This is a genomic window from Amycolatopsis sp. cg5 (genome assembly GCF_041346955.1).
In the GTDB taxonomy this organism is placed as follows: domain Bacteria; phylum Actinomycetota; class Actinomycetes; order Mycobacteriales; family Pseudonocardiaceae; genus Amycolatopsis.
Genome location: NZ_CP166849.1, coordinates 7,351,863 through 7,364,604, shown reverse-complemented (window position 1 = coordinate 7,364,604; position 12,742 = coordinate 7,351,863). Strand labels below are relative to the sequence as shown.

The 12,742-nt window shown below is 67.4% G+C and carries 10 protein-coding genes; 7 read left to right on the top strand and 3 right to left on the bottom strand.

Annotated elements, in window-relative coordinates:
* Nucleotides 1–156: 156 nt before the first annotated feature.
* Nucleotides 157–1,119 carry a helix-turn-helix transcriptional regulator gene (locus AB5J62_RS33030; RefSeq protein ID WP_370943912.1) on the bottom strand — a complete coding sequence of 321 codons (963 nt, stop codon included), beginning with the start codon at nt 1,117–1,119 and terminating at the stop codon, nt 157–159.
* A 62-nt stretch (nt 1,120–1,181) separates the two neighbouring features.
* Between AB5J62_RS33030 and AB5J62_RS33025 the strand changes: the two genes are divergently transcribed.
* Entirely contained in the window at nt 1,182–2,369 is a 1,188-nt protein-coding gene (locus AB5J62_RS33025; protein ID WP_370943911.1) for an epoxide hydrolase family protein, read from the top strand.
* On the opposite strand, the gene AB5J62_RS33020 is transcribed toward AB5J62_RS33025, so the two are convergent.
* A complete protein-coding gene (locus AB5J62_RS33020; RefSeq protein ID WP_370943910.1) occupies nt 2,342–3,154 on the bottom strand; it encodes an SAM-dependent methyltransferase in 813 nt (270 codons plus the stop codon). The two genes, AB5J62_RS33025 and AB5J62_RS33020, sit on opposite strands and share 28 nt — an antisense overlap.
* Nucleotides 3,155–3,206: 52 nt before the next feature.
* Between AB5J62_RS33020 and AB5J62_RS33015 the strand changes: the two genes are divergently transcribed.
* The 6 genes from AB5J62_RS33015 to AB5J62_RS32990 all read left to right on the top strand — a co-directional run bounded on the left by AB5J62_RS33015 (nt 3,207) and on the right by AB5J62_RS32990 (nt 10,603).
* The gene (locus AB5J62_RS33015; RefSeq protein ID WP_370943909.1) at nt 3,207–4,589 is read left to right on the top strand and encodes a cytochrome P450; all 1,383 of its coding nucleotides are present in this window, start codon (nt 3,207–3,209) and stop codon (nt 4,587–4,589) included.
* 62 nt (nt 4,590–4,651) lie between these two features.
* Nucleotides 4,652–5,722, top strand: a complete 1,071-nt coding sequence (locus AB5J62_RS33010; protein ID WP_370943908.1) for an alpha/beta hydrolase — start codon at nt 4,652–4,654, stop codon at nt 5,720–5,722.
* Nucleotides 5,723–5,837: 115 nt separating this feature from the next.
* A complete protein-coding gene (locus AB5J62_RS33005; RefSeq protein ID WP_370943907.1) occupies nt 5,838–7,877 on the top strand; it encodes a putative bifunctional diguanylate cyclase/phosphodiesterase in 2,040 nt (679 codons plus the stop codon).
* A 68-nt stretch (nt 7,878–7,945) separates the two neighbouring features.
* Nucleotides 7,946–8,386: a transposase domain-containing protein gene (locus AB5J62_RS33000; RefSeq protein ID WP_370943906.1), complete on the top strand. Its 441-nt coding sequence runs from the start codon at nt 7,946–7,948 to the stop codon at nt 8,384–8,386.
* A 125-nt stretch (nt 8,387–8,511) separates the two neighbouring features.
* Complete coding sequence (locus AB5J62_RS32995; protein ID WP_370950404.1) at nt 8,512–9,738, top strand: IS256 family transposase; 1,227 nt, start codon at nt 8,512–8,514, stop codon at nt 9,736–9,738.
* Between the two features lies 1 nt (nt 9,739).
* On the top strand, nt 9,740–10,603 hold the full coding sequence (locus AB5J62_RS32990; protein ID WP_370950403.1) for an IS4 family transposase: 864 nt from the start codon (nt 9,740–9,742) through the stop codon (nt 10,601–10,603).
* Nucleotides 10,604–10,862: 259 nt separating this feature from the next.
* Here AB5J62_RS32990 and AB5J62_RS32985 read toward each other — a convergent pair whose 3' ends face one another.
* On the bottom strand, nt 10,863–12,593 hold the full coding sequence (locus AB5J62_RS32985) for a BCCT family transporter (RefSeq protein ID WP_370943905.1): 1,731 nt from the start codon (nt 12,591–12,593) through the stop codon (nt 10,863–10,865).
* Nucleotides 12,594–12,742: the final 149 nt, after the last annotated feature.

Here is a 12,742-nt window from a genome sequence, read left to right as displayed (position 1 = left end):
CTGCGTCCGTGCTCGGTATCCGCCACACGCGGATTGTCGACAATCCTACGAGTGGCACCCGACCCGGGTCAATGCCGTGCCGTGCGCGGCTCCGGGATAAAGCCCGCTTTACTCCCGGGGATAAAGCGGGCTTTATCCCGCGGAGTAAAGCCCGCTTTATCCCGGGGCCCGGACCGAGGAGGCGTAGCGCTGGGCGAGTTTCCGGAGGTAGGCGGCGAGTTCGGGAGCCTCGGCCTCGTCGATGTGGAAGTCCGCGTCGAGCAGTCCCAAGTAGAACGCCAGCATCTGGGGCGTGTCCGAACCCGCGGTGAGCACGCAGGTCCGGTCGTCGACCGGCTCCACGGTCGCCACCGGCAGCTTGGCCTTCACGTGCGACGCCGGCGCGTCCACGCGCACCCGCGCTTGGTAGCGCCAGGTCGCCATGGCGAGCCCCGAGGAAACCCGTTCGCTCACCTTCTCGTCCGGCATCGAGCGCGGCGTGAACCGAGGCCCGGCAGGCAGTTTCGGCGTGATGCGGTCGACGCGGAAGGTCCGCCAGTCCTCCCTGGTCAGATCCCACGCGAGCAGGTACCAGCGGCCCGCGTTGTGCACCAGCCGATGCGGCTCGGTGACGCGCAGGCTGTCCGTGCGGTCGTGGCCGCGGTAGCCGAACCGCAGCCGCTCATGGTCACGGCACGCCGCGGCGATCGCGACCAGGATGGCCGGGTCGACCTCCGGGCCGTGCCGGGGCAGTGTGACGACGGTGCTGGTCAGCACACCGACCCGGCGTCGCAGCCGGGACGGCAGCAATCGCTCCAGTTTGGCCAGTGCGCGGACCGAGGTTTCCTCAATGCCCGCAACGGTTCCGCCCGCCGCCGTGCGCAGTCCGATCGCGACGGCGACGGCTTCCTCGTCGTCGAGGAGCAGCGGGGGCAGCGACGCGCCCGCGCCGAGGCGGTATCCGCCGGTGGCGCCGGGCGCGGCTTCGACCGGGTAGCCGAGGCTGCGCAGGCGTTCGATGTCGTTGCGGATCGTGCGCGTGGTGACTTCGAGCCGGTCCGCCAGCTGCGGGCCGGTCCAGTCACGGCGTGTCTCCAGCAGGGAGAGCAGCCGCAGCAGCCGGGCCGAGGTTTCCAACATTCTTCAAGTCTGGCATCCATTGCGGAACGTACCTTTCCGCATAGCCTTCTAGCGTTGCTCTCATGACGAACGACATCACCCCCTTCCGCATCGAGATCCCGCAGGCCGACCTCGATGACCTGCGCAACCGCCTCGCCGGAGCCCGCTGGCCCGCCTCGCCCGCCGCCGACTGGAGCCGCGGCGTCCCGCCCGCCTACCTCAAGGAGCTCGCCGACTACTGGGCCGGCGGCTTCGACTGGCGTGCGCGGGAAGCTGCGCTGAACGAGATCCCGCAGTTCCTGACCGAGATCAACGGCCAGCGGATCCACTTCTTCCACCAGCGGTCGCCGGAGCCGGGCGCGATGCCGCTGATCCTGACCCACGGCTGGCCCAGCTCGCCGGTCGAGTTCCTGCGCCTGATCGAACCGCTGACGAACCCGGCCAAGTTCGGCGGCGACCCCGCGGACGCGTTCCATGTGGTCATCCCGTCGCTGCCGGGCTACGGCTTTTCGACGCCGCTGGCCGAGCAGGGCTTCAACCTCTTCGGCGTCGCACAGGCATGGGCGACGCTGATGGGACGCCTCGGCTACCAGCGCTATGTCGTGCAGGGCACCGATGTCGGCGCCGGCGTCGCGGGTGTGCTCCCGTTCGTCGACCCGGCGGGCGTGGCCGGCGTGCACCTCACCGGGACCTCGGCGTCGACGCCGTTCGGCCCGGCGCTCGACGTCGACGCGTTCACCGGCGCCGACCGGGCGCGGGCCGAGAAGTTCAACCAGTTCCGCGAAGAGGGGATCGGCTACCTCCACCTGCAGTCGACGCGACCGCAGACGCTGGCGTACGGGCTCAACGACTCGCCGATCGGCCAGCTCGCCTGGATCGTCGAGAAGTTCCACGAGTGGACCGAGCCTGCCGAGGCGCTGCCCGGGTCCGTCGACGTCGACCAGCTGCTCACCAATGTCACGCTGTACTGGTTCACCCAATCCGGCGCGTCTACCGCGCACGCCGTGTACGACGGCATGCAGGCATGGAAAGCCCTTGCGGCGCAACAGGAATCCAGTGGCGACTGGGAACAGGAAGGCCCGCCCACCGGGGTCGCCGTGTTCGCGGGCGACACCACGATCCAGGGCCTCATGGACCCGAAGGGCAAGATCAAGCACTGGTCGGAGTACGACCGCGGCGGGCACTTTCCGGCGATGGAGGCCCCCGATCTGCTCGCCGAGGACCTCCGCGTCTTCACCCGTGGTCAGGGTTTGCGGCCGACCCCGGCGTAGGGGAGCGCGTTGATCTCGGGGTCGTCGGACATGTCGCCCGCGCCTTGCGGGTTCCACATCGCACAGCCGACGACCCCGGGGTCGACGAGTTCGAAGCCGTCGAAGAAACGCACGATCTCCTCGTGCGTCCTCGGCTGTGGCAGATTCTGGGTGCTCTTGTACGCCTCGACGGCCTCGTCGAGTTTCGGCGCGTTCGAGTCGGCCGCGACGTGGGAGACGGCGAGGAAACTGCCGGGCGCGAGCCGCTCCCGGTAGCGCGCGACGATACCGGCGGGGTCCCACGAGTCCGGCACGAAATGCAGCAGCAGCAACATGAACACACCGACCGGCTGGCTGAAGTCGAGCAGCTCGGCAGTCCGCTCGTGGTTGACGATGTCGTTGACATCGCGAAGATCCGCTTGGATCGCGGCGCAGTTCTTGTTGCCCGCCAACAGAAGCTGGCTGTGCGCGACGGCGACCGATTCGCGGTCGACGTAGACGACACGCGAATCGGGATCGACACTCTGCACGATTTCGTGCAGGTTCCCGACGGTCGGAATTCCGGAGCCGATGTCGAGGAATTGCCGGATGCCGGATTCGGCCATGAAAAGTGCGGCGCGGCGCAGGAATGCGCGATTGAGCCGGGCCGCGTCGCGGACTCCCGGCATGATGTTGAGTATTTTCTCACCCAGCTCGCGGTCCACCTGGAAATTGTGATCGCCGTCGAGCCAATAATCGTAGACTCGCGCCGGATTCGGCACCGTGGTGTCGACTTCCGGCGGTACCCAGCTCAGATCCCCGGTCACCGGTATGCCTCCATTCGTGTATACGTCCGCGCCTGGTCTCGCTTCGCGGGCCATGCCGATTCTATTGTTTCCTGTCCGGCCGTTCGGGGAGGAGGCGAGTGCGGTGTCAGATAAAGTCGCGGTTCTTCCCGGTCGATGGCCGTTGTTGGGGCATACCATACCGATGCTGCGGGACCCACTGAAACTCTTCACCTCATTACGCGAATACGGCGATGTGGTGCGGCTTTATCTCGGGCCGCTCCCGGTTTACCTGGTCACCACCCCGGAACTCGCCTGGCAGGTGCTGGCGCTCGACGCGGACAAGTTCGACAAGGGCATCGTGTTCGACAAGATGCGCCCGCTCTTCGGCGACGGGCTCGCCACCTCGAACGGCGAGTTCAACCGCCGTCAGCGGCGGATGGTGCTGCCCGCGTTCGCGCGCGGCCGGATCGCGGCCTACGCGGAGTCCACGATGACCGCGATGGCCGCCGAGCTCGCGGATTCCTGGCGATCGGGCCAGGTCATCGAGGTGGATCAGCGCATGCAGGACATCGCGCTGAGCATCGCGGGCCGGACGCTGTTCTCCACCGAGCTCGGCGCGGACGTGCTCACCGAGATCCAGCGGTCGATCCCGATCATGCTCAAGTACGTGCTGGTACGGGCGTTTTCCCCGAAGCCGGTGGAAAAACTGCCGATACCGGCGAACCGGCAGTTCGACGCGGCCGCGGCCAGGCTGCGCCGGGTCATCGGCGAGGCCATCGTCTCGGCCCGCGCCGAGGGCGGTGACCAAGGTGATCTGCTCTCGATGCTGCTCATGGCGCGCGACGAGGAAACCGGCGAGCGGATGAGCGACGAGCAGATCCGCGACGAGGTGATCACCATCCTGACCACCGGCGCCGAGACCACGGCCGTGGCGCTGGCCTGGTTCTTCCACGAGATCGGCGCCGATCCGCGCATCGAAGCCGAATTCCACGCCGAGGTCGACAAGGTGCTCGACGGGCGGCCCGCCCGTTTCGAGGACCTGCCGAAACTGCGCTACACCCAGCAGATCGTCAACGAGGTCGTCCGCCGGACCCCGCCGCTGATCCTGATGCGCCGCGCCCGCGAAGACGTCGAAATCGGCGGCGTGCGCATCCCGGCGGGCACCGAGGTCGCGGTCAGCCAGCACACTTTGCATCAGGATCCGCGCTTCTACCGCGATCCCGGCAAGTTCGATCCGGACCGCTGGGCGCCCGGCGAGGCCGAGAAACTGCCCAAGGGCGCGTTCATCCCGTTCGGCGCGGGCGCGCGGCTGTGCCCCGGTCACCAGTTCGCGCCCGCCGAGATCGCCATCGTCGCCGCGACCATCGGCGCGCGCTGGCGTCTGGTGCCGGTACCGGGGAAAACGGTCTACCCCAAGATCAAAGCCACCATGCAGCCGAACCAGCTCCCGATGACAGCGGTACCGCGTCGGTGACCGTCCGGCTACCGGTAGTACTGTTTCTTGTCCTTCTTCGAAAGCCACCCGGAGGTCGGCTCATGCGTGTGCCACGGAAACTGGTCGTCGCGCTGTCCGCGTGCTGCCTGCTCTTGGGCGCGACCGTGACGGCCCCGGCCGCCGGCGCGACGGCGTTCACCTGCTCCGACCTGGACCTACCGGTGTCCGGCCCCGGCCTGCCGGTGCTGCTGCCGCCTGCCCCGGCCACCGTGCACGGCAGGCTGTGCCTGCCGGACGGCCCCGCGCCCGACGCGGTCCAGCTGCTGGTGCACGGCGGCACGTACAACAGCGCTTACTGGGACCTGCCCTACGGAACCGGGCAGTACTCGTACCAGCGCGACATGGCCGCGCATGGGCTCGCGACGTTCGCGCCGGACCGGCTCGGCACCGGGCAGAGCAGCAAGCCGGCCAGCCCGTGGATGACGCTGGCCGCGGAGGCCGAGTCGCTGCACCAGGTGGTCGGGCACCTGCGCGCCGGGCACGTCGGCGGGATCGCGTTCGCCAAGGTCGTGATCGTCGGGCACTCGGTCGGCTCGGGCATCGTGGCCGCGGAGGCGTCGACCTACCACGACGTCGACGGCGTGGTGCTGAGCGGGATGACGCACATCCCGGCGGTCCCGGTGCTGCTGCTCGGTGTCGTGTTCGGGCTGGTGCCCGCGTTCACCGATCCGGCGCTGACCGCGCTCGGCAGCGACCCGCTGTACTTCACGACGCGGGCGGGTGCCCGGTCATGGCTGTTCTACGCCGAGGGCGACTCCGACCCCGGCGTCATCGCGGCCGACGAGGCCACCAAGGACCAGGTCTCCGTGCCGGGCATGGGCACCGTCGCGGTGTTCGGGATCGTGCTGCCCGCCACGCTCGGTATCAACGTCCCGGTGTTCCAGGCGGTCGGTGAAAAAGACGTGCTGTTCTGCGGAGTCCTCGCGTTGCGGGACTGCTCGAACGCGCAGAGCCTGCGCGCGCAGGAAGCCCCGTACTACTCGCCGTCGGCCCAGCTGTCGACGTTCGTACTGCCTGGAGCTGGGCATTCGCTCGGCCTGCACGAGAACGCGGGCGCCTACCGCGACGCGACCCGCGCCTGGCTGCGTGACCGCCTCGGAGTGATTGCATAGCGTTACCACCCGATCAGGTAATTCATAAACCCTCCGTAGCACTGGAGAATCCGCGCATACGTGTGCCCGGTATGCCTGTGCCGGACTCTGCACCTGACCCCTGGACACCACAGACGTGACAGTCCCGCATTCGGAAGACGACGCGTGGCCGACGGCGCAGCACGCCGACCGGTCACGTGCGTCCGTCGCACGCAAATGGGCCTACCTCATCAGCATGACGGCGTACCTTCCGTACCCGCACCAGGAGCTCGAGCAGCATCTGCACGCACTCGTCGACTTGCTGATCGACGCGGTCCGCCGTGACACCGGCGGCCAGGAACTCGCGCTCGAGGCGGGCGGCAAGCTCGTCGAACTGCGCTGTGTCGGGCCGGAAAGCCTGCGCGTGACCATGGACGTGCTCGCCAAGGCACTGCCGCAGGCGCCCGAGCTGCGCCACCTCGACCGGCTCACGGAGCGTGTCCTGCTCACGATGGGCGCGCTGACCTCCGGTTACAGCGAGGCACTGCGCGAGAACATCCAGACCCGCCAGGAAGACCTCAGCCGCGCGCTGTTCAAGGTCGAGCAGGAGGCGCGCCGGACCACGCTGATCGCGCAGGCGCAGTTCGAGCAGCTGTTCACCAGCTCGACCAGCGGTGTCGCGCTCACCGACCTCGACGGCCGGTTCCTCCGCGTCAACGACGCGCTGGCCGAGTCGCTGCAGCACCCGCCCGCCCAGCTCGTCGGGCGCGAGCTGTTCGACTTCGTCCACGAAGAGGACGTCGAGGCGCTGCGCGAGGACTACCGCGAGCTGCTCGACCCGAAGGCGCCGAAGGCACGCATCGCGCGCCGGTTCCTGGTCGGCGCGGGCGAACCGATTTGGGTGAACCTCGTGGCCTCGGCAGTACGGGACAGCGCAGGCGGGCCTCGTCAGTTCGTGACGATCATCGAGGACGAGACCGACGCTTCGCTGCTGCAGCGCCGGATGACCCACCAGACACTGCACGACGCCCTCACCGGCCTGCCGAACCGGCAGTTCTTCAGCACTCGCCTGGAAAAGGCGCTGCGCCAAGCGGATCCGGCGACCGGCATCACCGTCTACCACCTCGACCTCGACGGATTCCGGCTGATCACCGGCGGCTTCGGTCACGCGACCGGCGACCGGCTGCTCCGCAGTGTCACCGCGAAGCTGAAGACCGTGCTCGCCGACGAGACCGCGTTCATCGCCAGGCTCGGCGGCGACGAGTTCGGCATCCTGATCGAGAACACGCCGTCCACCCCGGACGTGCCGACGATGATCCGGCTGATCAACGCCGAGCTGTCCGAGCCGGAGTACCTCGACAGCGGCCACGGCGTAGGACTTTCGGCGACCATGGGTGTCGCGCACCGCCCGGCCCGCGACGTCGAGCCCGCGGAGCTGCTGCGCGCGGTCGACATGACGTTGCGCCGCGCGCAGGCCAAGGGCCACCGGCAGTGGGAGCTGGTCGACTCGGAGCGCGACACCGCCGACCGCAAGCAGTTCCGGCTGGCCGCGTCGATGCCCGGGGCTTGGGAAACCGGCGAACTCGCGGTCGTTTACGAGCCACTGGTCCGCCTCGACGACGGCAAAATCGTCGGCGTCGAGGCGCTGTTGCAGTGGAATCACCCCGAGGACGGCAAACTGTCCCACCGGGAATGCGTCTCTCTCGCCGACCGAACCGGCCTTATCCATCCTCTGGGTGGCTGGCTGCTTCGCAAGGCTTGCGAGACTGTGCCCGAACTCCCGATTTCGATCGGACTCACCGCGCGCCAGGCCGCCGACCCGGATTTGGTCGGCACCATCCGCGAGATCCTCGCCGAAACCGGAGTCGAACCGTCGCGATTGCGGTGTGGTTTCCCGGCTTCGGCATTGACGTCCTGTCTCGACGCCGCCGACAACCTGAAGGTATTGGCCGAAATCGGCGTCCGCGCCGAAATCCGCGATTTCTCCGAGACCGTCGCGGCCGACCTGGCCGAACTGCCGGTCGAAGCGGTCCGGTTCACCGGCCGCGCCACCGACCGCACCGCCCCCTTGCTGACCGGCCTCGCCGAATTCGCCCGCCAAGCGGGCGCGACCGTCATCGCCGAGTGCGTCAACACCCCCGAAGACGCGACCTGGTGGCGCCAAGCGGGCGCCGACGTCGGCCTCAAGCACTCGTGAGTGGTACGGCCGGTTCTAACCCAATGCCACTTAGCTTGTGTTGATCTTGGTGCGGCTAGGTTGTCGTGATGGGTTCGGGTGGTCTGGCTGATTCGGTGTCGTTGGGTGTGCTGGCCGCGGCGATGCCGCGTGATGCTGTGGATACCGCGATCGCGGTGACCCGCCGGGGCGCGAAGCGCTCCGGCGGGAAACTCCCACCGCATGTGATGGCGTATTACGTGCCGGCGCTGGCGTTGTTCGCCGAGGACGATTACGAGGAAGTCTTCACCCGCCTGGCCGCGACACTCACCTCGTGGGGTTGCTGGGACCCGGACTGGGACATCCCCACCGCCGGTGGCATCACCCAAGCCCGGCAACGACTCGGCGCCGAACCGCTGGCCGAGGTGTTCGACCAGGTCGCGGTCCCCGTGGCCGAGGAATTCACCCAGGGCGCTTTTCTGGGTTCGTGGCGGCTGATGAGCATCGACGGCCTCGAATGGGACACCCCCGACACCGCGGTCGTGTCATGACAACCGTGTAAGCCACGGATGGACCAGGATCGGGTCGCTGACCGCGACCCAGAAAGGCTCCACCTGTGACCGAGGACACACCTGACCGGGATCCGGGCTCCGCAGCCGGCGAAGCGCTCGCGCGCGTGCTACCGCCAGAAACGCTGGACGCGTTGGTGAAAGACGCGTACGAGAATGGCGGCGCGCTGGGCGCCCAAGAATTGCTAAATCAGATGACCAAGGCGGTGCTCGAAAGGGCGCTGGACGCCGAGATGACCCATCATCTTGGCTATGAGAAAGGAGACCCCGCCGGGAACGGTTCCGGGAATTCCCGGAATGGCAGGTCTCCAAAAACCGTGTCGACTTCGAATGGTCCGGTCGAGCTGGCGGTGCCGCGTGACCGGAACGGTTCGTTCGAGCTTCTTACGATCGTGCCGAAACGTGCACGCAGGCTGGGTAATATCGACGAGGCGATCCTGTCGCTGTATTCGCGTGGCATGACCACCCGGGATATCGAATCTCATTTACGTGAAGTATATGGCGTGAACGTGTCGCGAGAATTGATCTCCAATGTGACCGACGTGGTGACCGACGAGATCGCGTTGTGGCAATCTCGGCCTTTGGACGAGATGTACCCGATTCTCTATGTCGACGGCCTGCGACTGCGGGTCAAGGACAAGGGCGTGGTCACCTCCAAGGTCGCCTACCTGGCCATCGGCGTGGACATGGAAGGCCGCAAACACGCCCTCGGGCTCTGGATCGCCGACACCGAAGCGGCGAAGTTCTGGGCCAAGGTCGTCACCGACCTGCGCAACCGTGGCGTGAAAGACATCCTGATCGCCTGCTGCGACGGCCTGACCGGGCTGCCCGACGCGATCCGCGGCGCGTTTCCCGACACCGTAGTCCAAACCTGCGTCGTGCACGTGATCCGCAACGCCATGCGGTTCATTTCCTATGGCGATCGGAAGAAAGTCGCCGCCGCCATGCGGGACATCTACACCGCGCCGACACTCGAGGCGGCCGAGATCGCACTCACTCAGTTCGATAAAGACTTCGGCATACAATACCCCGCCGCGATCCAGGTCTGGCGACACGCCTGGAACGACTTCACCCCATTCCTCGACTATCCACCCGAACTCCGCAGAATCGTCTACACAACAAACCTGATCGAGAACATCAACTTCCAGCTCCGGAAAATCACCAAGAACCGCGGCCATTTCGACAGCGACACCGCCGCGACAAAACTGCTCTACCTCGGACTCCGCAACATCACCAGCAACCGAGGCGGACCATCAGGAACCGGCACCCGAGGCTGGAAACAAGCACTAAACACGCTCGCCGCACTCTTCCCCGACCGCCTGCCACTCCACTAGAATCAGAGAAGAAATCATCCGTGGCTTACACGGAAATCATGACAGGGCCGACACCGCGGCCAACGCCACTGAGTTCGGCCGCGCCGGCGGCACGGGCGAGAAAGCGTCGGCGTTCCCGAAAGCCCGTGTCCTGACCATCGCCGAATGCGCCTCCCACGCGGTGGTGGCCGCGGTGATCGGCGGGCAGCATCACGGTGAGCAGACCCTGGCCCGCCAGCTCTGGCCGGGCCTGAACCCGGACTGGCTGCTGCTGGCCGACGCCAACTTCTACAGCTACCACGACTTCACCACCGCGGCCGACACCGGCGCGGCGCTGCTCTGGCGGCTGCCCTCGACAGTGAAAACACCCCGGCTCACCGACTGCGACGACGGCTCCTACCGATCAGCGCTGATCAACCCGAAAATCCGCAGCGCCGCACGCCGCGCCGCACTGGAAACGGCCGCCACCCGCGGCGAAGACCTCGACCCCAGCGAGGCGATCGCGGTGCGCGTCGTGGAATACACCGTCCCCGACCGCGGACCCGACCCCGACAAGGTGATCCGGGTGATCACCACCATCACCGACCCCGGCGACGCACCCGCCGAGGTCCTAGCGCAGGCCTACCACCAGCGGTGGGAACACGAAACCGGCAACGACCAGCTCAAAACCCACCTCCGCGGGCCAGGACGGGTCCTCCGCTCGAAAAGCCCCGACCTCGTCCGCCAGGAAATCTACGGCTACCTGCTGGCCCACCACGCCCTCAGCGCCCTGATCTGCCGCGCCGCCACCGAAGCCGACATCGACCCCGACCGGGTCAAATTCCTGCGCACCGTCCGACTCATCCGCCGCCACATCTCCACCCCAGCGGCGGGTTTTTCCCCCTGAACAACAACAAAAACAGCTCACCAAAGCCATCACCGGCATCACCACCCGACGCCACCTCAACCCGAAACGCCGCCACCGCACCTACCCACGCGTCATCAAACGAGCCCGCCACACCGCCTACCGAGTCAAAAAACCCACCGACACCGGCACACACCACAACGGGCCCGCCACCATCACCCTCACCACCGCAGCATGATCAACACAAGCTAAGTGGCATTGGGTTCTAACCGGCCGTACCACTCACGAGCTTTTGACCCTCCTAGGGCTTGCGGGCCCTGGCGAGGCCCCGTTTGCGGTGACCGTTGGTCCGCTCTTCGTGCAGCTCCTTGAGCGAGCGCATCATCGCGTCTTCCTGGCGCATCAGCGGGTCGTTGCGCAGGTCGCGCCAGACGGCGACGCAGAGCCCGATCATGACGAACAGGAACGGCACCGCGATCAGGATCGTCAGGTTCTGCAGGCCGGTCAGCGCCTCGTCGCCGCCGACCAGCAGCATGACCGCCGCGACCCCGCCCATCAGCACGCCCCAGAAGATCACGACGGACTTCGCCGGGTGCACGGATCCCTTCTGCGACAAGGTTCCCATCACGATCGACGCCGCGTCCGCGCCCGAGACGAAGAAGATCGACACGAGCAGCATCACCAGTATCGCGATCGGCACGAACCACGGCAGGGTCTCGAGCAGCTTGAACGTCGCCGATTCGGCGCTGCCGGCGCCCGCGATGTCCGCGCCAGCCCGCTGCCTGCTGATCGCCGCGCCGCCGAAGACCGCGAACCAGATCAGGCTGACGATGCTCGGCACCGCGATGACGCCGAAGATGAACTGACGGATGGTGCGGCCACGGGAGATCCGCGCGATGAACATGCCGACGAACGGCGTCCACGAGATCCACCACGCCCAGTAGAAGACGGTCCAGCCGCTGAGCCAGGTCTTCATCTGCTCGCCGCCGGTCATCCCGGTCCGGCCGGACATTTCGGCGAGTTCGCGGAAGTAGTCGCCGATCGCGCCGGGCACGATGTTGAGGATGAGCACGGTCGGGCCGACCACCAGCACGAACACCGCGAGCACCGCGGCGAGCACCATGTTGATGTTCGACAGCCACTGGATGCCCTTGGCGACGCCGGACACCGCCGAGGCGATGAAGGCGATGGTCAGCACCACGATGATCGCGACCAGCAGGCCCTTGCCAGGGTTGTCGATCCACCCGACGGCCGCCATGCCGCCGCCGACCTGCAGCGCGCCCAGCCCGAGCGAGGCGGCCGAGCCGAACAGCGTCGCGAAGATCGCCATGACGTCGATCGCCTTGCCCAGCGGGCCTTCCGAGCGTTGCTTGCCGATCAGCGGCACGAACACCGAGCTGATCAGCTGGCTGCGGCCCTTGCGGAAGGTGCTGTACGCGATCGCGAGCCCGACGACGGCGTAGATCGCCCACGGGTGCACCGTCCAGTGGAACAGCGTGGTCGCCATCGCGGTGTGCACGGCCTCGTCCGAATTCGGCGCCGCGGTGCCCGGCGGCGGGCTGGCCAGGTGCGAAACGGGTTCGTACACGCCGAAGAACATCAGCCCGATGCCCATTCCGGCGCTGAACATCATCGCGATCCACGACGACGTCCGGAACTCGGGCAGTTCGCGGTCCCGGCCGAGCGGGATCCGGCCGTACCGGCTGATCGCCAGGCAGACGGCGAACACCACGAACCCGCTCGCGGTGAGCACGAACGCCCAGCCGCCGTAGGGGATGACGGCGTCGTTCAGCACGGTCTTGGCGAGTTTCGCGAGGCTCGAAGGCGACACGACGCCCCAGGCGATGATCGCGAGCGCGAGTCCGGCGGCGACCCAGAACACGGTGCGGTCGGTCTCGGCGGGACGTTCGGCGGCGAGTTCGAGCGGGACGTGCTCGTCGGGCGGGTGACCCGGACCCGCGGTGTCTGGTGTGTCGGCCAGTCCCTGCGTGGCGGTTTGCTCCACCACTGGTTTCCCGTCCTGCGAACTCATGGTTCAGCCCGCGCCGTGACCGGCGCGATCTCCTTCCGACCTGTTTCTAACCCATTCGGCCTAAGCCCCCATCCTCTCCAGTGTGCGGTGAGGATGGGGTGCCCGCATGCTGGGCGACGCAGGTCACGTGGGGTCGTGCGCGTTGCGGG